At 67.5% G+C, this 23,347-nt stretch carries 23 protein-coding genes; 7 read left to right on the top strand and 16 right to left on the bottom strand.

Annotation, left to right across the window (positions count from 1 at the left end; translation table 11 throughout):
* Positions 1-274: 274 nt before the first annotated feature.
* The gene (locus ACFFGN_RS01480; RefSeq protein WP_380043391.1) at positions 275-703 is read right to left on the bottom strand and encodes a DUF6318 family protein; all 429 of its coding nucleotides are present in this window, start codon (positions 701-703) and stop codon (positions 275-277) included.
* A gap of 739 nt (positions 704-1,442) precedes the next feature.
* Between ACFFGN_RS01480 and ACFFGN_RS01475 the strand changes: the two genes are divergently transcribed.
* The gene (locus ACFFGN_RS01475) at positions 1,443-2,375 is read left to right on the top strand and encodes a GNAT family N-acetyltransferase (protein WP_380043650.1); all 933 of its coding nucleotides are present in this window, start codon (positions 1,443-1,445) and stop codon (positions 2,373-2,375) included.
* A gap of 68 nt (positions 2,376-2,443) precedes the next feature.
* Here the strand turns inward: ACFFGN_RS01475 and era are convergent, their stop codons facing one another.
* From era to ACFFGN_RS01450, 5 genes are read right to left on the bottom strand one after another with little or no spacing between them, the layout of a single operon-like run.
* Complete coding sequence (gene era / locus ACFFGN_RS01470) at positions 2,444-3,370, bottom strand: GTPase Era (RefSeq protein WP_380043390.1); 927 nt, start codon at positions 3,368-3,370, stop codon at positions 2,444-2,446.
* The gene (locus tag ACFFGN_RS01465; RefSeq protein WP_380043389.1) at positions 3,354-3,686 is read right to left on the bottom strand and encodes a cytidine deaminase-like protein; all 333 of its coding nucleotides are present in this window, start codon (positions 3,684-3,686) and stop codon (positions 3,354-3,356) included. Before ACFFGN_RS01465 ends, era begins: the two co-directional genes overlap by 17 nt.
* Positions 3,687-3,694: 8 nt before the next feature.
* On the bottom strand, positions 3,695-5,002 hold the full coding sequence (locus ACFFGN_RS01460) for a hemolysin family protein (protein ID WP_380043388.1): 1,308 nt from the start codon (positions 5,000-5,002) through the stop codon (positions 3,695-3,697).
* A gap of 49 nt (positions 5,003-5,051) precedes the next feature.
* Complete coding sequence (ybeY, locus tag ACFFGN_RS01455) at positions 5,052-5,525, bottom strand: rRNA maturation RNase YbeY (protein WP_380043387.1); 474 nt, start codon at positions 5,523-5,525, stop codon at positions 5,052-5,054.
* 40 nt (positions 5,526-5,565) lie between these two features.
* Positions 5,566-6,492 (bottom strand): PhoH family protein, encoded by a 927-nt coding sequence (locus tag ACFFGN_RS01450; RefSeq protein WP_380043649.1) that lies wholly within the window; start codon positions 6,490-6,492, stop codon positions 5,566-5,568.
* Positions 6,493-7,347: 855 nt separating this feature from the next.
* Here ACFFGN_RS01450 and ACFFGN_RS01445 point away from each other — a divergent pair.
* Together ACFFGN_RS01445 and ACFFGN_RS01440 are read left to right on the top strand one after the other, a co-directional pair.
* Complete coding sequence (locus ACFFGN_RS01445) at positions 7,348-7,854, top strand: SigE family RNA polymerase sigma factor (RefSeq protein WP_380043386.1); 507 nt, start codon at positions 7,348-7,350, stop codon at positions 7,852-7,854.
* Positions 7,851-8,963, top strand: a complete 1,113-nt coding sequence (locus ACFFGN_RS01440; RefSeq protein ID WP_380043385.1) for a Gmad2 immunoglobulin-like domain-containing protein — start codon at positions 7,851-7,853, stop codon at positions 8,961-8,963. The genes ACFFGN_RS01445 and ACFFGN_RS01440 overlap by 4 nt, the downstream gene beginning before the upstream one ends.
* Here ACFFGN_RS01440 and ACFFGN_RS01435 read toward each other — a convergent pair.
* The 5 genes from ACFFGN_RS01435 to ACFFGN_RS01415 all read right to left on the bottom strand — a co-directional run bounded on the left by ACFFGN_RS01435 (position 8,947) and on the right by ACFFGN_RS01415 (position 13,718).
* Complete coding sequence (locus ACFFGN_RS01435) at positions 8,947-9,678, bottom strand: 16S rRNA (uracil(1498)-N(3))-methyltransferase (protein ID WP_380043384.1); 732 nt, start codon at positions 9,676-9,678, stop codon at positions 8,947-8,949. The two genes, ACFFGN_RS01440 and ACFFGN_RS01435, sit on opposite strands and share 17 nt — an antisense overlap.
* Positions 9,679-9,681: 3 nt before the next feature.
* Positions 9,682-10,821, bottom strand: a complete 1,140-nt coding sequence (gene dnaJ, locus ACFFGN_RS01430; protein WP_380043383.1) for a molecular chaperone DnaJ — start codon at positions 10,819-10,821, stop codon at positions 9,682-9,684.
* Between the two features lie 19 nt (positions 10,822-10,840).
* On the bottom strand, positions 10,841-11,860 hold the full coding sequence (gene hrcA / locus ACFFGN_RS01425; RefSeq protein WP_380043382.1) for a heat-inducible transcriptional repressor HrcA: 1,020 nt from the start codon (positions 11,858-11,860) through the stop codon (positions 10,841-10,843).
* A 98-nt stretch (positions 11,861-11,958) separates the two neighbouring features.
* On the bottom strand, positions 11,959-13,068 hold the full coding sequence (locus tag ACFFGN_RS01420; RefSeq protein WP_380043381.1) for a Gfo/Idh/MocA family protein: 1,110 nt from the start codon (positions 13,066-13,068) through the stop codon (positions 11,959-11,961).
* Entirely contained in the window at positions 13,065-13,718 is a 654-nt protein-coding gene (locus ACFFGN_RS01415) for a ThuA domain-containing protein (protein ID WP_380043380.1), read from the bottom strand. Before ACFFGN_RS01415 ends, ACFFGN_RS01420 begins: the two co-directional genes overlap by 4 nt.
* Positions 13,719-13,816: 98 nt before the next feature.
* Here ACFFGN_RS01415 and ACFFGN_RS01410 point away from each other — a divergent pair, with 98 nt between their 5' ends.
* The 3 genes from ACFFGN_RS01410 to ACFFGN_RS01400 all read left to right on the top strand — a co-directional run bounded on the left by ACFFGN_RS01410 (position 13,817) and on the right by ACFFGN_RS01400 (position 17,193).
* Entirely contained in the window at positions 13,817-14,695 is an 879-nt protein-coding gene (locus ACFFGN_RS01410) for an MBL fold metallo-hydrolase (RefSeq protein WP_380043379.1), read from the top strand.
* A gap of 97 nt (positions 14,696-14,792) precedes the next feature.
* Positions 14,793-16,343, top strand: a complete 1,551-nt coding sequence (locus ACFFGN_RS01405; protein ID WP_380043378.1) for an NCS1 family nucleobase:cation symporter-1 — start codon at positions 14,793-14,795, stop codon at positions 16,341-16,343.
* A gap of 16 nt (positions 16,344-16,359) precedes the next feature.
* Positions 16,360-17,193, top strand: a complete 834-nt coding sequence (locus ACFFGN_RS01400; RefSeq protein ID WP_380043377.1) for a DUF3097 domain-containing protein — start codon at positions 16,360-16,362, stop codon at positions 17,191-17,193.
* A 26-nt stretch (positions 17,194-17,219) separates the two neighbouring features.
* Here the strand turns inward: ACFFGN_RS01400 and ACFFGN_RS01395 are convergent, their stop codons facing one another.
* Positions 17,220-17,591, bottom strand: coding sequence for a hypothetical protein (locus ACFFGN_RS01395; RefSeq protein WP_380043376.1), 372 nt, complete (start codon positions 17,589-17,591; stop codon positions 17,220-17,222).
* 180 nt (positions 17,592-17,771) lie between these two features.
* Here ACFFGN_RS01395 and ACFFGN_RS01390 point away from each other — a divergent pair, with 180 nt between their 5' ends.
* A complete protein-coding gene (locus ACFFGN_RS01390; protein WP_380043375.1) occupies positions 17,772-18,422 on the top strand; it encodes a winged helix-turn-helix transcriptional regulator in 651 nt (216 codons plus the stop codon).
* A 110-nt stretch (positions 18,423-18,532) separates the two neighbouring features.
* On the opposite strand, the gene ACFFGN_RS01385 is transcribed toward ACFFGN_RS01390, so the two are convergent.
* The 4 genes from ACFFGN_RS01385 to ACFFGN_RS01370 form a co-directional block, all read right to left on the bottom strand.
* Complete coding sequence (locus ACFFGN_RS01385) at positions 18,533-19,567, bottom strand: LacI family DNA-binding transcriptional regulator (protein WP_380043374.1); 1,035 nt, start codon at positions 19,565-19,567, stop codon at positions 18,533-18,535.
* A gap of 87 nt (positions 19,568-19,654) precedes the next feature.
* The gene (locus tag ACFFGN_RS01380) at positions 19,655-20,560 is read right to left on the bottom strand and encodes a carbohydrate ABC transporter permease (RefSeq protein ID WP_380043372.1); all 906 of its coding nucleotides are present in this window, start codon (positions 20,558-20,560) and stop codon (positions 19,655-19,657) included.
* The gene (locus ACFFGN_RS01375; protein WP_380043370.1) at positions 20,557-21,537 is read right to left on the bottom strand and encodes a carbohydrate ABC transporter permease; all 981 of its coding nucleotides are present in this window, start codon (positions 21,535-21,537) and stop codon (positions 20,557-20,559) included. Before ACFFGN_RS01375 ends, ACFFGN_RS01380 begins: the two co-directional genes overlap by 4 nt.
* Positions 21,534-22,823, bottom strand: coding sequence for an ABC transporter substrate-binding protein (locus tag ACFFGN_RS01370; RefSeq protein ID WP_380043369.1), 1,290 nt, complete (start codon positions 22,821-22,823; stop codon positions 21,534-21,536). The genes ACFFGN_RS01375 and ACFFGN_RS01370 overlap by 4 nt, the downstream gene beginning before the upstream one ends.
* Between the last annotated feature and the right edge of the window lie 524 nt (positions 22,824-23,347).

Genomic DNA, 23,347 nt, shown 5'->3' with positions numbered 1-23,347 from the left:
GTTATCGACGATGGCAGCGATTTCCCATTGCCGGTGGAATCTCCGCTCTTGTCGACCGCATTGGAACCTGCAGTTCGGACACACTTCCCTTGCGTGCGGCGCGCCCGGATCTGGACATCGTCTCCTACACCGCCGACGATCAGCTTCCCAGGAACCCATCGGAAGCCGTCAGGGCAAGCGACACTAGCGGCTTGACTCCATGCGGACTGCAAGCCAGCGCATAGGAGAACCGTCGCAAGTAGCAGCGTGAATGCTCTAACCACGCGCTCGATCATCATGAGCCGCCCTCGACCACGTCCCACGTCGCGCGCGTTACCAACCAGCAATCCTTGACGAATTTTAGGTTGAGGGTGTAATCAAGGGTGGCTGGTTTCTTAGGCTCCGGCGACGCGCCACGCTTAGACACCTTCACATATCCAGGAATGTCTGCCCGGAACTGCACATACCCAAGATTGGATCCAGCGAGGTTCGCCAACTGGACTTCGACAAGACGCGCCTGCAGGTCCCCTTCGTATCGCCCGCCAGCCTTATAGACGCCACCGAAGACTTGGACAATGTCTTCGCACCATTCACACGCTGCCGTGTTAAGAGCACTGAAGGGGCGGAAATCCCCGGTCTTAACAAGATAGGAGCGCGCATCGAGCCAGTGGCGGGCGAAGGCTTCTAGGCCGGGTTTTGACTTGGCTTTGGCGGCGGGTGGCATCGCGGGTGGCTGTGGGGTTGGCGATGCGGTGGGGGCTGCGCTGGTGGGGGGAGCCGAGGGCGTAGCGGTGGTTGGCGTCGGGGTGAGGGTCGGGGCCTGGGGGTTTTCGGCGCAGGCGCTGGTGGCTAAGACCAGGGTGGTGGCGAGGGCGGCGAAAAGACCGCGGTAGTTCGGCAAGACAACCCCCGTTACGGAACGAACACAATCAGTGACTCCTTAGAAGAGTGCCATATCCGAGGATCCAGGTCAGCCCCCGCGTGGAGGCTGTGGATAACCCTGGCGCCCGGCGAGCTGGGGGTAGAGGCCGGGGCGTGGGAAGGAGGTGCGGAAGCCGGAGGGTGGGCGCGGGCGGGGGCTGGACAGATGGCGGGCCGCGGGCAGCAACGGACGGACATGTTGGGTCGCACGTGGGCAGATGGTGGGCGTGAGGTGGCGGCAGCGCACGGGGTTGGGCACGGGAGAGGGATGGGCGTGGCAGGCGGAGCGGAGGGGCGCAGGTCCGGGAGCGCGCGGGGTAGGCGGCGCAGCGCCGCCTGGGCGGGGTGGAGGGGCGGCGTGGGCGGGCACGTGGGTGTGAGGTGACGGCGGGACGCTGGGGTTGGACTGGATAGGGGAGGTGGCGCGCGGGTGGGCGGGGTAAATGGGGTGCGGGGGTGGGGGGTTGGGGGGATGGTTGGGGGTGGAGATTGTTGAGTTGGTGGCGGAGGACGGGGTTGGGTGTGCTGCGGCCGTGGGGGTGATGGGGGCGGCTGGGGATGTGGATGTGCCGGCGGTGGTTCGGGATACGCCGGAGACGTTTGCGGGGAAGTTGAAGTACGGGTGGGATGGGGATCCTGGGCGGGCTTGGTTGGCCAGCGTGGATGGGGTTCCGGTCGGCTTGCTAACGGTTGAAGCACCGACGTACGACAACACGAATCTCGCCTGGTTCGAGGTCGAGGTGCACCCGGAGTACCGCGGCCGGGGTATCGGTAGCCAGCTGATGGAGTTCGGATTTGCCGAGGCTAGGCGGCTCGGGCGTAAGTCGTGGGGGTTCGCGCAGTGGGATCTGCCCAAAGCGGACGCGTTCGCGAAAAAGCTCGGCTTTGAAGCGAAATCGGTAGAGGTGAATCGGCGCCAGGAGTTCAAGAACGTCGATTGGGCGGCGGTTGAGCGGTTGTACGACGAAGCGGTCGCGGCCGCGAAGGACTACGAGCTGATCACGCTGGTCGGTGATCTGCCCGAAGAGATGCTCGACGACATGGTCACGTTGACCGCTTCGATCAACGACGCGCCGACCGATGACCTCGAGATCGAGGATGACGTTTATTCGCCGGAGCGGCTCAGGGGATTCGAGATCGCGCAGAAGGCGCGGGGCCGTCGCCTGTACCGGGTGATCGCCCGGCATCGCGAGACCGGCGTACTGGCGGGGCATTCGACCGTTGGCGTGGAGAAGCAGCGGCCGCATATCGGTATGCAGGCCGATACCGCCGTCGCGCGGGACCACCGGGGCCACCGCCTCGGGGTGCTGGTGAAGATCGGCATGATCCGCTGGCTGCGTGAGGCGGCGCCGACCGTCGAGCAGGTCGACACCTGGAACGCGGAGTCCAACGCCCACATGATCGCCGTCAACGACCAGATCGGCTACCGCGTCGTCGCCCGCGCGATCGACTACCAACGCCCCGCCGACCTCTAATAAATACCAGGCAGAGCGCAAAACTGCCTGGGCCCGAAAACAGGCCCAGGCAGTAGAAGGTGCGAAACCTAGAAGCCGAGTTTGCGCAATCCCTTGGCGTCGGTCTGCCAGTTCTTCGCGATCTTCACGTGCAGATCCAGGTAGACCGGCGTACCGAGCAGGGCCTCGATCTGGGTCCGTGCCCGCGCGCCGACGTCCGCCAGCCGCGAACCCTTGTGCCCGATGATGATGCCCTTCTGGCTGTCGCGCTCCAGGTACAGGCTCGCGTACACATCCAGCAAAGGCTTGTCCTCAGGACGCCCCTCGCGCAGATTCATCTCCTCGACCAGTACGGCGATCGAGTGCGGCAGCTCATCGCGGACCCCTTCGAGCGCCGCCTCGCGAATCAACTCCGCGACCAGCGTCTCCTCGGGTTCGTCCGTGATCTCGCCGTCCGGATACAACGGCATGCCCACCGGCAAGAACTTCGCCAGCTCGTCCGAAACCAGGTCGACCTGGAAGCCACTGGTCGCCGAAACCGGTATCACCGAGGCCCATTCGATGCCAACGGCCTCGCCCAACCGCCCGATCTCCAGCAAATGCTCGGCCATCCGTTCCGGCGAGACCAGGTCCGCCTTGGTGGCGAGCGCTACTTTCGGCGTACGGGCGACCTTTGCCGCCTCGCTGACCAGAAACCGGTCGCCCGGGCCGATCTTGTCGCTGGCCGGCAGGCAGATGCCGATCACGTCGACCTCGGCCCAGGTGGTCTTGACGATGTCGTTGAGGCGTTCGCCCAGCAGCGTGCGCGGCTTGTGCAGACCCGGGGTGTCGACCAGGATCAGCTGGGCGTCGTCCTTGTGCACGATGCCGCGAACGGCGTGCCGGGTGGTCTGCGGCTTCGACGAGGTGATCACGATCTTGCGGCCGACCAGCGCGTTCGTCAGCGTCGACTTGCCCGCGTTCGGGCGACCCACGAAACAGGCGAATCCACTGCGGAACTCAGGTGTGGATGACATCTAGAACCTCTCCGTTGCCATCGGCAACAACAACCGGCAGAGCCGCGCCGGCGAAGTGCCGCACCACCTCGACATCGACAGAACCGCCGTCGTTGACCACGGCGGCGGCTTCCAGCCCCTTGACCCCCGACGCGAGCGCCATCGCGACGGCCAACTGCAGGGCCGTCAGCTGAACCGTGCCGAGGTCGACCGTGCAGGCGGAGTATGTCCGGCCGTCGGTGTCGCGAACGGCCGCGCCCTCCTGGGCACGGGTCCGGGCCCGGCTGGCGCGGGCGAGGGTGACGAGCTTGGCGTCTTCGGCCGGTACTTCCAACACACGAGTCCTTAGGGATGGGGTGCAGCGGAGGCGAATTCGGCTGGCTCGGGTTCGGTGAGCCTGCGGACCAGCACCGTACCAACCTGGTTGCGGCGGCCGGAGGGCCGCTCCGCGGTGAGTGACAGGCCCTCGATCTCGACCTCGGCGCCGGGGATCGGCACCTTGCCGAGCAGCTTGGCCATCAGACCGCCCACGGTGTCCACGTCGTCATCGTCGAGCGGTACGTCGAACAGCTCGCCCAGCTCGTCGATCGGGAACCGGCTGGAGACCCGGTAAGCGCCGTCCGCAAGGGCCTGCGCGGAGTCCGGCGCCTCGTCGTACTCGTCGGTGATCTCGCCGACGATCTCCTCCAGGATGTCCTCGATCGTGACCAGCCCGGCGGTACCGCCGTACTCGTCGACCACGATCGCGACGTGCATCCGGGCGGCCTGCATCTCGCGCAGCAGCTCGTCGGCCGGCTTGGAGTCGGGAATGAACATGCACGGCCGCATCACCGACTCGACCCGTTCGGTCGACTCGGCCTGGGCGTTGTCGTAGACGCGGCGCATCACGTCCTTGAGGTAGACCACACCGACGATGTCGTCGAGGGACTCCCCGATCACCGGGATGCGCGAGTACCCGCTGCGCAGCGCGAGCGAGGTGAGCTGGCGCAGCTTCTTGTGCCGTTCGATGAAGACCATGTCGGTTCGCGGCACCATCACCTCGCGGGCGATGGTGTCACCGAGTTCGAACACCGAGTGGATCATCCGGCGCTCGTCGGACTCGATCACCGAGGACTTCTCGGCCAGGTCGACCAGCGCGCGTAGTTCGGCCTCGGTCGCGAACGGGCCTTCGGCGTAGCCCTTGCCCGGGGTCAGCGCGTTGCCCAGCAGGATCAGCAGTTTCGGCAACGGGCCGAGCACCGACGTCAGCGCCATGATCGGCCCGGCCGAGATCATCGCGAACCGGTCCGAGTGCTGCCGGCCCAGGGTGCGCGGGGCGACCCCGATGATCACGTACGACACCAGCACCATCACGGCGGCGGTGACGGCGATGTGCTGCCAGGTCACGCTCAGCACCTCGGACAGCGCCTGCGTGACCAGCACGATGGCGGTGATCTCGAAGATCAGCCGGAACAGCAGCAGGCTGTTCAGATAGCGCGGCGCGTCCTCCAGCAGCGTGCGCAACCGGATCGCGCGGGTGTTGCCGAGTTCGACCTGCTCGTTGGCCCGCACCTTCGAGTACGACGAGACGGCCGCCTCGGCACCGGCGATGAGCCCGGCGAGCAGTACGAGCACGGCCGCCACGATCAGCAGCGCGCCGTCATCCCACGTCACAGCAGACCTCCAAGCCGGAACACGAGCGGTTCAAGCCGGAACACGAGTGTCACTCCGCGGTTTTCCCGGGGGCTCGCCAGGCCTCGAGCAGGCGTCCCTGAATGTCCCACATCTCGGCCTTCTCGGCCGGCTCGGCGTGATCGTAACCAAGCAGGTGCAGGATGCCGTGCACTGTCAGCAGCTCCAGCTCGGCCCACGTACCGTGCCCGGCCTTCGCGCCCTGGGCCGCGGCCACGGTCGGGCACAGGGCGATATCGCCCAGATGCCCGAGCGGCTGGTCGCCGTCGACGGCGTCCTCCGCGCCGGGGCGCAGCTCATCCATCGGCCACGACATCACGTCCGTCGGGCCCGGCAGGTCGAGGAACTCCACGTGGTAGCGCGCCATCGTGTCCTCGTCGACCAGCTTGATCGACAGCTCGCACTCCGGGTGCATACGCAGCGCGTCCATCACGAAGCGGCTGAGCTGCATCAATCCGTTGACGTCGACATCGACGCCGGACTCGTTGTTGACCTCGACGTTCACGCCGCCAAACCTACCGAACCCCAGACGCCAGGCGTTCCACTCATGCCCGCGGCTCGCCGGTGTTCTCGAACTCCTCGTACGCCGCGACGATGCGACCGACCAGCTTGTGCCGGACGACGTCGTGCGCGGTGAGCCGGCAAAACGTCAGGTCCTTCACGCCTTCGAGGATGTTCTGCACCACCCGCAGGCCCGAGTTGGTCCCGGTCGGCAGGTCCACCTGGGTGACGTCACCGGTGACGACCATCTTCGAGCCGAAACCGAGCCGGGTGAGGAACATCTTCATCTGCTCGGGCGAGGTGTTCTGCGCCTCGTCGAGAATGATGTAGGCGTCGTTCAGCGTGCGGCCGCGCATGTAGGCCAGCGGCGCGATCTCGATCGTGCCGGCCGTCATCAGCCGCGGGATCGACTCCGGATCGAGCATGTCGTGCAGCGCGTCGTACAACGGCCGCAGGTACGGGTCGATCTTCTCCGACAGCGTGCCGGGCAGGAAGCCCAGCCGCTCGCCGGCCTCGACCGCGGGCCGGGTCAGGATGATCCGGTTGACCTCCTTGGCCTGCAGCGCCTGCACGGCCTTGGCGACCGCCAGATAGGTCTTGCCGGTACCGGCGGGACCGATACCGAACACGATCGTGTTCTTGTCGATGGCGTCGACGTAGCGCTTCTGGTTCAGCGTCTTCGGCCGGATGGTGCGGCCGCGGCTGGACAGGATGTTCTGCGTCAGCACGTCGGCGGGGCTCTCGGCGGTGGCGGCCTTGATCATCGCGATGCTGCGCTCGACGGAGTCCGCGGTCAGCCCCTGGCCGATCCGGACCACCGCGACCAGCTCGTCGATCAGACGCTCGGCGAGCGCGAGCTCGGCCGGATCGCCGGTCATCGTGATCTCGTTACCGCGCACCAGGATGTCGGCGTCGAAGTCCTTCTCGATCACGCGCAGGAACTCGTCCCCGGCGCCGAGCAGGGAGACCATGTCGATACTGTTCGGCACGACGATCTTGTGGCTTGCCTTGGTTGCGCCCTCAACGGGGTTCGCCGCGTTGGCGCGCGCCGCAGTCGGGTGCGACGGCTCGATACTGCGTGGCCTGGACAGCCTGTCCTCCTGGTGCCGGGATCGTCTAGCTCCCCCATGCTAGCCCTCCGGGCCAGCGCGCATCACCTCGTTAAACCTGGATCCACCGATGAGGTGGCCGGTTGAGCAGGCTCGGCCCTTCTCTCCGCCAACGCGGCCGAATGGCGGGTGGCTGGCCACGGGCGAGCTGGGTCACCACCTGGGAGTGGGCGGGGTGGTAACCCACCGGCGCAACGGCTGGCCAGGTGCGGGATCGATCCGGGTGTCGTTGACCTTGCGTGTTGTCGGGCCGGTCGTCTCGGCGATGGGGTTCGGGCGGTGGGGTTGGGTGGTTTGCATGGGGTTGGCTGCCGGGCTTTTGCGCGGGTGCCGGGTTGTGGTGTGGCCGCTGCCGAGTTGTTTGACCGCTACCCGGTTGGAGCCAGGTAGTCGTACTAAATCTCGGCAGCCGGCCCATCTCGATCGCCGCATTTCGCGTCCGACCGTGGGAAAGGTGCGCCCGCGCCACGCGGAAGACTCAGCGCGGAGCGTACGGGTGGCTTCGAACCCGGCCAGACCTCACCCGTCCCCCTGATAGCCCGAACCGACCTGACAATCGCGACCACTCAGGGGGACGGGCGACCACCGTTCCACCGGCTTCGAAAGGGAGCGAGGTTAAACGCCCGGCGGCCCCGGTTTTGTCACGAGTGTCAACCAGATGGCCGCCATGCGCGTCTTGCAGGTGTGACGCGGCCCGCGGTGGTGTACGAAGAAACCGTGGCACCTGAGTCCTGGAACGCCGACGAGGCACTGACCGCTATCTACAGCGCTCACTACTCGTCGCTGGTCCGGCTGGGTGCCCTACTGCTGCGTGACAGCGGTACGGCGGAGGAGGTCGTGCAGGACGCGTTCGTCGCGATGCACGGCCGGTGGCAGCGGCTACGCGACCCCGACAAGGCGCTGGCCTACCTGCGCACCACCGTGGTGAACCGGTGCCGCTCCCGGCAGCGCCACTTGGTGGTGGTCGACAAGCACATGCCGAAGTCCCTGCCGGACGAGCCGAGCGCCGAGCACGCCGCGATGGCGACGGCCACCACCGACACCGTGATCGCGGCCATGCGTACGCTGCCGGAGAAACAACGCACGGTGATGGTGCTGAGGTACTACGGCGAGTTGTCCGAGGCGGAGATCGCCGAGACGATGGGCATCAGCCGGGGAGCGGTCAAGAGTCACGCATCGCGGGCGACCAAGTCGCTGCGCCTGGTCCTGGAGCAAGTGAGATGACCGAGCCCCGCAACGAATTCGACGACCTGATGCGCCGCGCGCTCCGGGCCGAGGCCGACCAGGTCCAGCCCAGCGACGACGGCCTGCACCAGATCCGCGAGCGCCTCGCCCGCCAGCCGCGCCCGGTGGTCGCCGCCCGGTCCATCCGCCGGCACCCGTGGCTGCTTACCGCGGGTGGCGCCGTGCTCGGCACCGCCGCGACGATCGGCCTGTTCACCGTCCTGATGGACCGGCCGCCGGGCGACCTGGAAGCCTCCGTACCGGAGTCCGTCGCGACGAGTCCGACGCCGAAGCAGACCCGGGTCGCGCCGACCACCCCGGCGGTAACGCCCCGTCCCAGCCCTGCGCCCACACTCAGTACGACGATCGGGCCGGAGGTCAGCCCGGAGCCGACCGAGACGCGGGCGGTCCCGGTCTACTGGGTCGGTGACACCGTCGGGATCGAGAACGTCGGCCCCAAGCTCTACCGCACGTTCGTCCCGATCAAGGGTCGTGCCGCGTACGAGGCCGTCCTGGCCATGACGGCGTCCAAGGCGGACGACCCCGACTACCGCTCCCCCTGGTTCGGTGCCAAGGTCAACGCGGTTCAAGTCGGCAGCAAGGTCATTACGGTCGATTTCGCCGAGCTACCGCGCACGAAGCTCGACAAGGACTACGCCGAGCTGGCGCTGCAGCAGCTCGTCTACACCGTCCAGGGCACTCTGCAGTCCCAGGCGCCGGTCAAGATCACCCATAACGGCAGGGACGTCCGGACCGTCTTCGGCGCCGCGAACGCGCTGACCCCGATCCGCCGCGCGCCGCTGATGGAGGTACAGGCCTTCGTCTGGATCAACTCGCCCACAAACGGCGTGAAAACCACCTCCCCGCTGCAGGTGACCGGTATCGCCTCCGCCTTCGAGGCGACGGTCAACTGGCAGGTGCGCAACCTCAAGACCCGCGCGGTGGTACAGACCGGGTTCACCAATACGGCCGAGGGCCAGAAGCACTCGCCGTACGCCTTCACGGTCAAGCTGCCCGCCGGGGAGTACGAGCTGCTCGTCTACCAGGAGTCCGGCGAGGACGGCAGTATCACCAACGCGGATTCCAAGACGTTCAGCGTGGCGCGCTGACGGTCCACCGGGACCGGGCCAGCAGCGCGGCCGCGGCGGCCACCCCGGCCGTCGACGTACGCAGCACCGTGTCGCCCAGCAGCACCGGGTCGACGCCGAAGGCGGCCAGCTCGGCGGGCGCGATGCCACCTTCCGGCCCGACCACGATGACGACCTCGCCCGCGGCCGGTACGTCGAGGGTGGCGAGCGGTGTCGTCGCCTCCTCATGCAGTACGGCGGCAAGCGCGGCGCCTCGCACCAGCTCGGCCACCTCCGCGGTGGACGCCAGCTCCGCGACCTCGCAGAACCAGGCGCGTCGCGACTGCTTGCTGGCCTCGAACGCCCAGGCGCGCCACTTCGCCAGCAGTTTCGCCGTGCGCTCGGGATTCGCCCGGAATTGACTGCGCTCCGCGTTCCACGGCACGACCAGGTCCACGCCGACCTCGGTCAGCATCTCGACCGCCAGCTCGGCCCGCTCCCCCTTCGGCACGGCCTGTACGACGACCAGGCGCGGCGCGGGCGGTTCCACTGTCGTGCGGCTCTCGACAGCGACGACCAGGCCGGCCTTCGACGCCGACACCACCGGGCCTTCGGCGACTGCGCCCCGGCCGTCGCTCAGCCGGACACGCTCGCCCGCCGCGATCCGCCGTACGACGGCCGCGTGATGCCCTTCGCTACCGCCGAGCGTGAGTTGATCGCCGGACAGGTCGTCCAGGTGGAATACCGCGAGGCCCATGCGTCAGTGTGAACCGAAGGCGTCGCGCAACCGGCCGAAGACACCCTTGTGCGCGGCCTGGATCTGGCCCAGCGGGCGCTCCTCGCCGCGGGCCTCGGCCAGCTTGCGCAGCAGGTCGACCTGGGCGTCGTCCAGCTTGGTCGGGGTCTCGACCAGTACCTCCACGATCAGGTCGCCGCGACCCGCGTGCCGCAGGCGCGGAACTCCCCGGGCGGTGAGCGTGAACGCCGTCCCGGACTGGGTGCCGGGCTTGATCTCGAGCGGAGTCGGCTCGCCTTCCAGCGTCGGCAGGTCGATCGTCGTACCGAGAGCGGCGGCCGTCATCGGCAGCGTGACCGAGCAGTGCAGGCTGTCGCCGTGCCGGGTGAAGATCTCGTGCTGCTCGACCTCGATCTCGACGTACAGATCGCCGGCCGGACCGCCGCCAGGGCCGACCTCACCCTGGCCGGACAGCTGGACCCGGGTGCCGGAGTCGACGCCCGCGGGGATCTTGACCGTGACCGAGCGGCGCGAGCGGACCCGGCCGTCACCGGAACACTCGACACACGGGTTCGGAATCGTCGTACCGAAACCGCGGCAGGCCGGGCAGGGGCGCATCGTGCGCACCTCGCCGAGGAACGAGCGCTGCGTGTGCGTCACCTCGCCGCGGCCGTGGCAGATCTCGCAGGTGACCGGCTTGGAACCGGCCGCGGCGCCCGAACCGGTACAGGTCGGGCACACCACGGCGGTGTCGATCTTCAGCTCACGGGTGGTACCGAAGGCCGCCTCGGCCAGATCGATGCGCAGCGGGATCAGCGCGTCCTGGCCCCGGCGCATCCGCGGGCGCGGGCCACGGTTGGCGGCGCCACCACCCTGGCCGAAGAACGCGTCCATGATGTCGGTGAAGGTGAAGGCCTGGCCGAAACCACCGCCGGCGCCACCGCCACTGCCGAGCGGGTCGCCGCCGAGGTCGTAGACCTGCTTCTTCTGCGGGTCGCTGAGCACCTGGAAGGCGCGGCCGATCTCCTGGAACTTGTCGTGCGCGTCCTCGGAGTCGTTCACGTCCGGGTGGTACTGCCGGGCGAGCTTGCGGTACGCCTTCTTGATGTCGTCGGCGGAAGCGTCCCGGCTGACGCCGAGGACCGCGTAGTAGTCGGTGCTCATACTCCTGTTTCCAAGGGGGTCATGAGTCGGCCAGGATCTGGCTGACATACCGGGCGACGGCTCGCACCGCTCCCATCGTGCTCGGATAGTCCATGTGTGTCGGGCCGACGATGCCGAGGGTGGCCAGCGTCTCCGACCTCGAGCCGTACCCGGCCGCGACCACCGAGGTGGTGGCGAGCTCCTCGTACGGATTCTCGTGGCCGATCCGCACCGTGAGGGTCTGCGGATGGGTCGCCTCACCCAGCAGCTTGAGCAGGATCACGTGCTCCTCGAGCGCCTCCAGCACCGGCTTCACGTTGCGCTCGAAGTCGTCGCCGTACCGGGTCAGGTTGGCCGCCCCGCCGACCGCGATCCGGTGCTCGCCCTCGACCGTGAACGCCTCCATCAGCGTGGTCACGATCGCGGCCACCAGCGGCCGGTCGCCCGGCCCGAAGCTGTCCGGCAGGCCCGCGAGCGTGGTCGCGGCGTCGGTCAGCCGCTGGCCGGTGAGCGCCGCGTTCAGCTTGCTGCGCAGGTCGACGACAAGCTGGTCGGAGACGTCCTCGAGGGTTTCCACGATGCGCTGCTCGACCCGGCCGGTGCTGGTGATCAGCACCAGCAGCAACCGCCGCGGCGACATCGTCACCACCTCGATGTGCCGCACGGTCGAGCGGGTCAGGGTCGGATACTGCACGATCGCGACCTGCCGGGTGATCTGCGCCAGCAGGCGCACGGTCCGGCGGACCACATCGTCCAGGTCCACTGCACCGGCCAGGAAGGTGGAGATCGCCTTCTTCTCCGCGCCGGACAGCGGTTTGACCGTACTCAGTTTGTCGACGAACAACCGGTAGCCGGCGTCGGTCGGAATCCGGCCCGCGCTGGTGTGCGGCTGGGTGATGTACCCCTCCTCCTCCAGCGCGGCCATGTCGTTGCGGACCGTCGCCGGGGAGACACCCAGATTGTGCCGGTCGACCAGCGTCTTCGAGCCGACCGGTTCATGGGTGGCCACATAGTCCTCGACGATGGCCCGGAGCACGTCCAGCTTGCGTTCGTCCAGCACGCGACTTGCACCACCTCTCGTCTTGGCACTCCCGACTTACGAGTGCCAGTCTACCGAGCCACCCACGAATCGCGCGCCGCCAGGCTTGAGGTCCGGTGTCAGGCCTGATCCGGGGAGGCACCCAGCGGTACGGCTGCCGGGCGCTCGACCGTACTGAGTACCTGGACCGGCTGATCGCGTTCGGCGGCTTCGAGCAGTGACTCCATCACGTCGAGCACGTGGAACGCCAGCGATCCGCTCGCGCGATGCGGCTCACCGGTCCGGATCGCGCGGGCCATGTCGGCCAGCCCGACGCCTCGGCCCGCGCCCGCGTAGCCGCCCGCGACATCGAGTGCGCGCCACTCGCCCGCCTGGGGTGACCAGAGTTCGACCTCGCCGTCGAAGTTGTTCGGGTCCGGGACCGCCAGGGTGCCCTGGGTGCCGTAGATCTCGATCCGGGGCATCCGGCTGGCCCAGATGTCGAAGCTCATCAACACGGTGCTCAACGCGCCCGACGTGTGTTCCACCACACCGGTCAGATGGGTCGGGATATCCACGCCGAACGTCGTTCCAGCCCGCGGCCCGGTGTGGATCGTGCGCTCCGCGTGGGCGCTCCCGGCCCGGGCCGTCACCCGTGCGACCGGTCCGAGCAGGGTGACCAGGGCCGTCAGGTAGTACGGGCCCATGTCGAGCAGCGGCCCTCCGCCGTCCTGGTAGTAGAACTCGGGCGCGGGATGCCACCGCTCGTGCCCGGGCGTGACGAACGACGCCGTCGCCGCCGTCGGTACGCCGATATCGCCCCGGTCCAGCGCCGCCCGGGCGGTCTGGATTCCCGTGCCGAGCACGGTGTCGGGCGCGCAGCCGATGCGAAGGCCCCGCGCCGCGGCGGCCGCCAGCAACGGCTCCGCCTCGGTACGCCGTACGGCCAGGGGCTTCTCGCCGTACACGTGCTTGCCCGCTTCGAGTGCCGCCAGGGCCACCGGCGCGTGCGCGGCGGGGATCGTCAGGTTGAGTACGACGTCCACGTCCGGGTCGGTGAGTAAGTCCTCCGACCTCATCGCGCGCAGGTTGCCGCGCTTGCTCGCCACCTCGGTCGCGCGTTCCAGGTCGATGTCCGCGACGGCGACCACCTCGACGCCGGGCAGGACCTCCAGGTGGTCCAGGTAGGTCCCGCTGATCACGCCCGTCCCGATGATGCCGACGCGGGTGTTGCCGCCCGCGGCGGTCACCGGCTCGCCCAGAGCAGGCCGCGCTCGATGATCGTGCGGACCTCGGGCACGTCCAGGTCCTCCAGGCTGTGCCCCGGTGTGCAGACGAAGATCCGGCCCTGTCCCCAGGTGCGGGTCCAGACCGCGGGCATCGTCGCGCCTTCGATCCACGGGTAGTCCGGATGCGCGCGGAACGTGGTGGTCGCGAGCACGTTGTTGGTCGGATCGGCGTGCACGTAGTACTGCTCGGTGCGCAGGTCGAAGTGGGTCAGACCGGCCACGATCGGGTGGTCGGCGACCACCTTGATCTCGTGATCGACAAAACCGCCCGGGTGCGAGATGAACTGCCCGCCGGTGATGAACTGGTAGTCGGTGTTGTTGCGGAACGAGTCCACGATGCCGCCGTGCCAGCCGGCGAATCCGGTCCCGCCACGAATGGCCGTTTCCAGGCCCTTGCACTGCTCGGCCGTAATCTCGCCCATGCTGATGCACTGCAGTACCAGGTCGGTACCGTCCAGATCGAGATACGCGTCGAGATCGTCGGTCACCTTGACGGTGAATCCGTTCTCCTCCAGATACGGCGTGAACAGCTCGGTCGCTTCCTGTGGCTTGTGCCCGGGCCAGCCGCCCCAGACCACCAGTGCCCGTCGTTCGCGTCGTTGTTCAGCCACGCCAGCCGCCTAACAGAGGTCCGATGAGTCCACCCGACCCTAAGCGCGCGTTTGACCGCCTTCAAGGGTCGTCCCACGGGCCGGTTAGGCTCACTCGGGTGACTTCGAACTGGACCGAGCTGGGCGACCGTTGCTGGGTCCGCCGTTATCCCGAGTGGGACCTGAACATCGGCGTTGTCGCGGGTTCGGCCGGTGTGCTGGTGGTCGACACCCACGCGACCGAGGCCTTTGCGACCGAACTGCTGGCCGACGTCCGGCGGCTTGTGCCCGGCGCCGAGGTCCGCTGGGCGGTGAACACGCACGCGCACTTCGATCACACCTTCGGCAACTCGGTCTTCGCCGCGGCCGGCGCCACCGTCATCTCGCACGAGAACGCGGCGGCGCAGCTGCTCGAGCGCGGCCCCGAACTGCAGCGGCGGTACGCCGAGAACCCGGGCGTCGATCCGGACTTCCCGGCAATCCCGGCCGAGGTCATCGCGCAGATCGCGACCGCTCCGCTGGTTCCGGCCGATCAGACGTTCTCGGTCGCGAAGGTGATCGACCTCGGCGACCGGCGGGTGGAGTTGCTGCACCTGGGCAACGGTCATACCGACGGCGACATCGTCGTCCTGGTGCCGGACGCCGACGTGGTGTTCATGGGCGACCTGATCGAGGAGTCGGCCCCACCGTCGTACGGCGACGACTGCTATCCGCTGGACTGGTCCGACACCGTCGACCGGGTGGTCGGGTTGCTGACGGCAACTACCCGGGTGGTACCGGGCCACGGCGCGGTGGTGGACGCCGAGTTCGTGCGCGACCAAGGGGCCGAGATCGGCTCGGTGGCGAACAACATCTCCGGCCTGCACCACAACGGAGCCACCCTCGAGTACGCGTTGCGCCATGACGAATGGCCTTATCCGGCCGAGCACCTCGCGGCCGCCGTACGGCGTGGCTACGAGCAGCTCGGCGGCGTGCGCCGAACGCTGCCGATGGCCTGAGGAGCCGTGCGTTTGATGAAGTAGCCGGTTATTCGTTGACATCGGCGCCACCCGTCCCTCAAGTTGGTCCGAAACGACCGGCGGACGAGGTGGCGCGATGACTTCCACGGCAGCATCAGCAGAGCAGATCACCCACCCCGACGGCCGGGTCGAACTGCGCGATCCGGCCGTGCTCGAAGGCAGCCCGTACGGCAACGCCGAACTGGCCCCGACGCGACTACCCGAGCGCCGCTGGACGACGTACAACTACGCCGCGCTGTGGATGGGGATGGCGCACAACATCCCGTCGTACCTGCTGGCGGCCGGACTTGTTGCCATCGGCATGAACTGGCTGCAGGCCTTTCTCACCATCACGCTCGGCAACCTGATCGTGCTGGTCCCGCTGCTGCTGAACAGCCACGCCGGGACGAAGTACGGCATCCCGTTCCCGGTTTTCGCGCGGGCCTTCTACGGCGTGCGCGGCGCGAACTTGCCGGCCCTGCTGCGGGCGTTCATCGCCTGCGGCTGGTTCGGCATCCAGACCTGGGTCGGTGGCCAGGCGATCTTTGTCATCGTCGGCAAACTGGCCGGCGAGGGCTGGATCGGCGCGGCCGCGATCGGCGGGCATCCGTGGACGATGTGGCTGAGCTTCACGTTCTTCTGGGTATTGCAGATGATCCTGATCTGGCGTGGCATCGAAGGCCTGCGCCGGTTCGAGAACTGGGCCGCGCCGCTGGTCACCGTCGCGTTCCTGGCGTTGATGATCTGGGTGCTGGTCAAGGCCGGCGGTTTCGGGCCGATCCTGTCGCAGCCCTCGCAGCTTGGCTGGGACGCCGACTTCTGGAAGATCTTCGCGCCGTCGCTGATGGGCATGATCGCCTTCTGGGCCACGCTTTCGCTCAACATGCCCGACTTCACCCGCTTCGGCCAGGGGCAACGCCAGCAGGCCCTCGGCCAGGTCATCGGCCTGCCCACCACGATGTCGTTCATCGCGCTGGTCTCGATCGTGACCACCTCCGGCACCGTGGTGATCTACGGCGAGGCCATCTGGGACCCGGTCGAACTGGCCCGCCGGTTCGAAAGCCCGATCGTGGTGGTGATCGGCCTGGTGATGGCGATTCTGGCGACCATGTCCACCAATGTCGCGGCCAACGTCGTCAGCCCGTCGTACGACTTCTCCAACGCCTTGCCGCGCTGGCTGAACTTCCGCACCGCCGGTCTGCTCACGGCCGTGGTCGGTGTGCTGATCCAGCCCTGGCGGTTGATCGCGGACCCGGAGATCTACATCTTCGTCTGGCTTTCGTTCTACGGCGGCGTACTCGCGTCCGTGGCGGGTGTGCTGATCGCGGGCTACTGGTTCGTCGCCCGCACCGAGCTACACCTGGCCGACCTTTACCGGTCCGAAGGCCGATACTGGTTCGCCTCCGGCTGGAACTGGCGCGCGGTCGTCGCCACGCTCGCGGGCGCCGTACTGGGTGTCGGCGGTGCCTACTCGAATCCCGGCGGCGGCCCGTTCCCGACGGACGGCCTGATCCCGTTGCTCAAGCCGCTGTACGACTACTCCTGGCTGGTCGGTCTGGCCGTCGGGTTCGGGGTCTACCTCGGTTTGTCGATGACCAGCGCCACAACCCCGGACACCGCGCGCCAGGACCGCGAGGCCGTTCGTTGATGGTTACGGTGGAGCCGTGACCGATCGCTATGGTTCAGACGTCCTCGCCGGTGACTGGAACAAGCCCAAGAACGGCCGCACCGTCGACCTCGAGATCTCCCGCGGTCTCGTGGTCGAGGAGCCGTCCTCCGGTTTCGTCGGCGCCGTGGTCCGCTGGGAACACGGCGTGGTGGATCTGGAAGACCGCCACGGCCAGGTGCGCACGTACCCGCTCGGACCGGGCTTCTGGGTCGACGGCAAACCCGTGGCCCTGAAGGCCCCGGCCAAGGCGGGACCGGCCGCACCCACCCGTACGGCGTCCGGCTCGGTGGCCGTCGCCGGCGTGAAGGCGCGAGTGGCCCGCGCCGGGCGGATCTACGTCGAAGGCCGGCACGACGCCGAACTGGTCGAGAAGGTCTGGGGCGACGACCTTCGCATCGAGGGCGTGGTGGTCGAATACCTCGAAGGCGTGGACGATCTGCCCGCCATCGTGGCGGAGTTCGATCCCGGGCCCGGGCGGCATCTCGGCGTACTGGTCGACCATCTCGTACCCGGCTCCAAGGAGTCGAAGATCGCGGCCCAGGTGACCGGCGACCACGTGCTGGTGGTCGGCCACCCGTTCATCGACATCTGGGAAGCGGTCAAACCGTCGTCCCTCGGCATCGCCGCCTGGCCGAAGATCCCCCACGGGCAGTCGTGGAAGCACGGCATTCTCGAGACCTTCGGCTGGCCCGCCGCCACCCAGGCCGACGTAGCCGCCGCCTGGAAGCACATCCTCGGCAAGGTGAAGACCTATGCCGACCTCGAACCGGCCCTGCTCGGCAGAGTCGAAGAACTCATCGACTTCGTCACCACCGGTCCCGAGGACTAGTCCTCAGTCCCCGGCCATCCGGGGCGTCAGTCCCCAGCCGCCTGGGCGCCGGGGTCTGCTGATTTGACCTCGACCAGGATCACGTTGACCTCTCCGGCCAGCAACTCCCACGAGTGATCGAAGGCGTCCGCCTGCCAGACGACCGCGCCCGGGTTCAGGTCGACGATCTGGGTCGAGCCGTCCGGCCAGGTCACCTTCTGCCGCCCTGAGCCGAGATTGATCACCAGCATCGGCAGGTGCGAGTGCATCTCGTTCTGCCATCCCGTGGAAGCGCGGGCGTGGATCACCCGGACGTGCTCGTTGTCGACCAGGACCTGATGTGCGTCCGGGTCCACGACTACCGCGTGCTGCGGCTTCTGAACCGTGGCCGGGGTCTGCTCCGAAAGCGACGTGCTCATTGCTGGCTCCTGTCTAAAGGCATTCTCGTCCGCCACTCCGGCGGGCTCGCCTCGCAACGGTAACCTGTTGAGGTTGTTAAAAACAACTTATTGCGGTTGCTATTTTTACCCATCTGAAGCGAGGGGAGTTGTGAAAAGCAACTACGATGGGTGGAAGTTCAGATCGCGAGGGAGCCTGCAATGCCGACCAGCCGTAGCTATCGCGACTCCTGTGCGGTCGCCCGGGCGCTCGATGTCGTCGGCGAGCGCTGGGCACTGCTGGTTGTACGCGAGCTGCTCTTGATGCCGCAACGCTTCTCCGAACTGCGGCACTCGCTGCCCAACGCGAGCTCCAACCTGCTGGCCGATCGTCTTCGCGAACTCGAGCAGCACGGCGTGATCCGTCGCCGCACGCTCACGTCGACGACCGGGCCGAAGGTCTATGAACTGACCGAGTGGGGCCGGAGGCTGGAAGCGATCGTCCTGGCATTGGGCGACTGGGGAGTCGACGCTCCGCACCCCGCGGAACCGGCGTCGCTCAGCGCCACCTCGGTGCTCATCTTCCTGCGCGGCAGCGCCCGTCCCGATCCGGAAGCGCCGCCGATCGTCTGCCGCCTCGAGCTGGACGGTGCGATCTGGACGGTGTCGGTCGACGGCGGCGAAGTGCAGGTGGAGAGCGGTGAACCGGCCAAGGCCGACATCTCGCTGCGCACGGACCCGAAGACCCTCGGCGGCCTGCTAGCCGATCCGGCGTCCCTCGACACCACCCTCGCGCAAGGCGCCATGAGCTTCGTAGGCGACCTGCAGGCCCTCAAACGCCTCCTACAGCTCTACACCCCGGCATCCGCCTGACACCTTGTCGGGGCCGAGCACCCCAAACGGTGACTGAGCAGGGGCTATAACCCCCGCCAGGACCCCGTTGCCCGTGCTAGGGCTCTGGTTCCGCCTTCGCCGCAGCACTGTCAGGCGGAGTCGCGGATGATCAGTTCGGTGGTGAAGAGCGGCGGGCTGGCTTGCGGGGCGCCGTTGATTTGGGCCAGCAGAAGTTCGACCAGACGCGCGCCTAGGTCTTCGACCGGCTGGCGGATCGTGGTGAGGCGCGGGGTGGTTGTGGTGGCGAGGACCGAGTCGTCGAAGCCGACCACCGCGACGTCTTCGGGTACGCGTCGGCCTCGTTCCGACAGGACTCGCAGGGCCGCCGTGGCCATCAGGTCCGACGCCACGAAGAGGCCGTCGAGGTCGGGATGACTGGCGAGCAGTTCGTTGGCCGCCGCCTCGCCGCCGTCGGCCGTGAAGTCGCCGACGGCCACCGCGTCATCCGGCAGGCCTGCCTCGGCGAGAACTTCCTTGAAGCCGGCCAACCGGTCCACCCCGGCGGTCATGTCGAGCGGACCCGTGATCGTGCCGATGCGCCGGCGACCGCGGGACAACAGGTGCTCGACCGCCGTACGGGCTCCCGCCACGTTGTCGACGTCCACGCTCGTGACGGGTACGTCGACACCGAGCGGCCGGGCGCTGAAGACGATCGGCAGCGGGAGCTGGGCCAGCTCCTGGATGATGGTGTCGCGACCGTGGTGACTCACCACGATCGCGCCATCCACGTGTCCCCCGCGCAGGTAGCGCAGTAGCCGCCGGTCGTCGACCTGGTCCGGTGCCGAGGCCGGTTCGAGCAGGAGCACCAGCTGGGACGACGTCGGGGCCAGCGCCGTACTCACACCGCGCAGGATTCCGGCGAAGAACGGGTCCGAGAAGATCCGGCTGTCCGGCTCCGGTACCACCAGCGCCACCGAGTCGGTACGTCGCGTCACCAGGGCACGAGCGGCCCGGTTCGGGACGTAGCCGAGTTCGGTGATCGCACGGTTGACGGCCTCGACGGTGTGCGGCAGGACCTTGGGCGAGCCGTTCACGACCCGGGACACGGTGGCCCGGGATACGCCCGCGAGCGCCGCCACCTGTTCGAGCGTGGGTGAGCCCGTGTCCTGCCCTGCGATCGACATCAGGCCGCTCCTTCGCTCTGTTTGCTCATAGGTTCGCTGCAGCTTCGCACAACGGTAAGCCCAGCGGGCGAGGCGCGACGGATGTCATCAACCCTTGACCGCGCCTTGCATGATTCCGGCGACCAGCTGGCGGCCGGCCACCAGGAACACGAAGAAGATTGGCAGAGTCGCCATGACAGCTCCAGCCAGAACGAGCGAGTAGTCCACGTAATAGCCGGATTGAAGCTGATTAAGTGCCACCTGCAGCGTCGGGCTCTCCGGGTTCAGTACGACCAGTGGCCAGAGGAAATCGGTCCAGGTCTGCATGAACGTGAACAACCCGAGCATGCCCGCCGCAGGCCGCGCGGCCGGCGCACAAACGTGCCAGAACACCCGCAGGGTAGAACAGCCGTCCATCCGGGCAGCCTCGATCAGTTCGTCTGGGATGGCGTCAACCAGGTACTGGCGCATCCAGAACACACCGAAGGCACTGACCATCGCAGGCACTATTACCGCCGACAACGACCCGGCCCAGCCGAACTTGGCCATGACCATGAAGAGCGGGATCACCCCGAGTTGGGTCGGTACGGCCATCGTGGCGATCACGAACCCCATCAGGCCGTTCCGGCCCTTGAACTTCAGCTTGGCGAAGGCGAATCCCGCCAACGTCGAGAACACCACCACCGACAGCGTCACTGCCGATGACACGACGATGCTGTTGCCCAAAGCCTTCCAGAACGGGATGGTGTCGATAACCCGCTCGATGTTCGCGAAAAGGTTGCCACCCGGTAGAAGCGGCGGAACCCGGTCCTGCGACACAGACGGCTTGTGGCTGGCCACGATGAACGACCAGTACAAGGGAAAGGCCGAACCGAGTAGGAACGCCGCGAGCAGACCGTAGACGAGGAACCCGGGCCTACCGGTCCACCCGCGCCGAGAGCCGCTAGGCCGTCGTACTGGCGTTTGAGGTTGCACGTCGGCCAGTGCGGGTTCTTGCGTTAGTAGCGCGCTCACGCCTTCCGTCCCTTCTTGGCGATTCCTGCGTCCGCCGAGGCGATCCGCCGGGTCAGGAGGTAGTTGAGGACCGCGAAGAGTACGACGACCAGGAACAACGTCCAGGCGACGGCACTACCCGCACCGAGGTTCTGGTTCCGGAAGGCCCGCTCGTACAGGTAAAGCGTGACTGTCTGGAACTGGCGGTCCGTTCCACCCGTGACCGAGGCCGACGAACTGTCGAACAGCAGCGGCTCCGCGAAAACCTGCAAGCCACCGATTGTCGAAGTGACCACCACGAAGATGATCGTCGGCCGCAACATCGGCACGGTCACCGCGAAGAACCGGCGAATCGCGCCCGCGCCGTCGGTGATCGCGGCCTCGTACAGCTCACGCGGAATGGCCTGCATCGCGGCGAGAAAGATCAGCGCGTTGTAACCGGTCCACCGCCAGTTGACCATCGTCGCGATCGCCAGATGCGAGGGCAGTCGCTCGGTATGCCAGTCGATCGGCGGCAGGCTCAGCAGTTCGAGGCCCGCGTTGACGAGGCCGAAGCGATCCCCGAACAAGTTGCCGAAGATGATCGCGACGGCCACCGGCGCCACGACGTACGGCAGCAGCACGCTCATCCGCCAGAAGGTCTTGCCGCGCAATCGCGTGTCCAGCAAGGCCGCGAGCACGATCGCGATGACGATCTGCGGTACCGACGACAGTACGAAGATGCTGACCGTGTTGAAGAGGGCGTTCCAGAAATAGCCGTCCGCGAGCAGATCCGCGAAGTTCTGGAGGCCGACGAACTCGTGGGTGCTGCCGCCGAGCTCCCACTTGTGCAACGCGACGTACGCCGTATAGGCCAGCGGGAACAACCCGACCAGGCAGAACAGCAGGAAGAACGGCGCGATGTACAAGTACGGCGACAGGCGCAGGTCCCACCGGTGAGCCCGGTCCCGCGCCGGAGACTGCGGCAGCGGGGACCGGGTAGCGGTTGTGCGGGTCATCCCTTCGCGGCCCGCTCGCCGTCCTTGAGCGCTTGCGCCCAGGCCTCGTCCGGCGACTGCTTGCCCTGCTCCACCCGGCCGAGCGCCTGGGTGAAGCCCTGGTTCACGTCACCGTCCTTCGGGCCCTTGTACTGCTTGATCGTGACGGCCTTGGCGCGGTTGATGAAGATCGGCCCGACCGGCGCGTTGTTGAAGTACGCGTTCTTCTGCCCGGTCACCTTGGCATCGGTGTAGGCCGCGACCGTGGACGGGAACGCGCCCACCTTCTTGAAGACCTTGATCTGCTGCGCCGGCGCGGTCAGCCAGGCCGCGAGTTCGGCGGCCTCCTTCTGATGCTTGGACTGCGCCGGCACGGTCAGGTACGAACCACCCCAGTTGCCACCGCCACCGGGGAAGACGTCCGCGACGTCCCACTTGCCCTTGCCGTACTCCGCCGCGTTGCCCTCGATCACGCCGAGCAGCCAGCCCGGGCACGCCACGGTGGCGAAAGCGTCGGTACGGAAGGCCTTGACCCAGTCGTCGCTCCAGGCCTCGAGCTTGGCGGACAGTCCGTCGCTGGTGCCTTGCATGATCTTGTCCCAGGTCGCCTTCAGGCCCTGGTTCTCGGCGCCGATGTACCGGTCCTCGTTGGTGTAATACGCCTGGATGAGCTGGTTGCGCATGGCCTCCCAGGTCTGCCCGGCCGAGTCGTACCAGGCCGACTTCGGCACCTTGGCGACGTACTGCTTGCCAACCGCGAAGTAGGCGTCCCAGCTCGGAAAGAGCTTCGCCACGGAGGCCCGGTCGGTGGGCAGGCCGGCCTTCGCGAACAGGTCCTTGCGGTAGCAGATCGCCATCGGCCCGATATCCGTGCCGTAGCCGATGACCCGGCCGTCCTTGGCGGTCGCGCCGGCCGTCTTCCAGTCCAGCCAGCGACTCTTCAGGTCCTCGGCGCCGAACTCGCGCAGATCGACGAACCGGTCCGCCTTGGCCAGGTAGGTGTTGATCCAGCTGACCTCCATCGCCTCGATGTCCGCCAGCCCCGAACCCGCCGCGAGCTTGGTGTTCAGGTTGTCGACATGCGCGTCGACCGTGCCGGATTTGCGCTCGGTGATCTTGATGTCCGGATGCGCCGCCTCGTACTCCCGGTAGAGCTCGGCGTACCCGAACTCGTTGAAGGTGGCGATGGTCAGCTCGACCGGCTCGCCCGGCTTGGAACCGGGCTCGTCACCACCACAAGCGGTGGCGAGGAGGGCCAGACCGACCGCGGTCGCGGTCAGGGTCGTGCGACGGGCACTGGGTCGCATGGCGGTTTGCTCCCTGCAGATTCGATGGACAGTTCGACGGACACACGGTCATGAGAGCGCTCTCATGGCGCCTGAGTTTCACCGCTGACCACAGAACGTGTCAAGACCTCACCCTCACCTCCCGGGAGTAGCCTCTGCCCGCCACCCATCACCTCCACCCGCGAGTCCCGCACACCGTCACGAGTGGACGCGTGTGCACGCGTCCACTCGCGGGTGGTTGGGCGACGGCCGCTAAGGTGCGCTTGGCTCGCGGGGCTAAGGCGGATCGCGAGCATCGCGGGATCAGGGAGGATCGCGGGATCAGGGAGGATCGCGGGATCAGGGAGGATCGCGGGGGATGCTCCTATGGCAGACCCGGTCGGCGGTAGACGGGCGGCCGTACATCATCGGCGGTCGGTCTGTGGCCGGCAGGTGCGGCAGTGCCCGGCACGAATGCGGTCATGCGCGTTTCCTCCACTCGCGAGTGGTCGCCAATGAACCAGTCACAGCGGCCAATCAAGGGACGGCCGAGGTCTGGCCGATCC

The organism is Kribbella deserti (assembly GCF_042434725.1).
Taxonomy (GTDB): Bacteria; Actinomycetota; Actinomycetes; order Propionibacteriales; family Kribbellaceae; genus Kribbella; species Kribbella deserti.
This window is presented reverse-complemented; position numbering and strand designations above follow the sequence as displayed.

Coding starts and splice junctions, on each gene's coding strand:
- ACFFGN_RS01480 (WP_380043391.1), bottom strand. CDS start 703: ATGCCACCCGCCGCCAAAGCCAAGTCAAAACCCGGCCTAGAAGCCTTC.
- ACFFGN_RS01440 (WP_380043385.1), top strand. CDS start 7,851: ATGACCGAGCCCCGCAACGAATTCGACGACCTGATGCGCCGCGCGCTC.
- era (WP_380043390.1), bottom strand. CDS start 3,370: ATGTCATCCACACCTGAGTTCCGCAGTGGATTCGCCTGTTTCGTGGGT.
- dnaJ (WP_380043383.1), bottom strand. CDS start 10,821: ATGAGCACCGACTACTACGCGGTCCTCGGCGTCAGCCGGGACGCTTCC.
- ACFFGN_RS01385 (WP_380043374.1), bottom strand. CDS start 19,567: ATGTCGATCGCAGGGCAGGACACGGGCTCACCCACGCTCGAACAGGTG.
- ACFFGN_RS01435 (WP_380043384.1), bottom strand. CDS start 9,678: ATGGGCCTCGCGGTATTCCACCTGGACGACCTGTCCGGCGATCAACTC.
- ACFFGN_RS01375 (WP_380043370.1), bottom strand. CDS start 21,537: ATGACCCGCACAACCGCTACCCGGTCCCCGCTGCCGCAGTCTCCGGCG.
- ACFFGN_RS01475 (WP_380043650.1), top strand. CDS start 1,443: ATGGGGGCGGCTGGGGATGTGGATGTGCCGGCGGTGGTTCGGGATACG.
- ACFFGN_RS01405 (WP_380043378.1), top strand. CDS start 14,793: ATGACTTCCACGGCAGCATCAGCAGAGCAGATCACCCACCCCGACGGC.
- ACFFGN_RS01450 (WP_380043649.1), bottom strand. CDS start 6,492: ATGGTCTCCCTGCTCGGCGCCGGGGACGAGTTCCTGCGCGTGATCGAG.
- ACFFGN_RS01370 (WP_380043369.1), bottom strand. CDS start 22,823: ATGCGACCCAGTGCCCGTCGCACGACCCTGACCGCGACCGCGGTCGGT.
- ACFFGN_RS01395 (WP_380043376.1), bottom strand. CDS start 17,591: ATGAGCACGTCGCTTTCGGAGCAGACCCCGGCCACGGTTCAGAAGCCG.
- ACFFGN_RS01390 (WP_380043375.1), top strand. CDS start 17,772: ATGCCGACCAGCCGTAGCTATCGCGACTCCTGTGCGGTCGCCCGGGCG.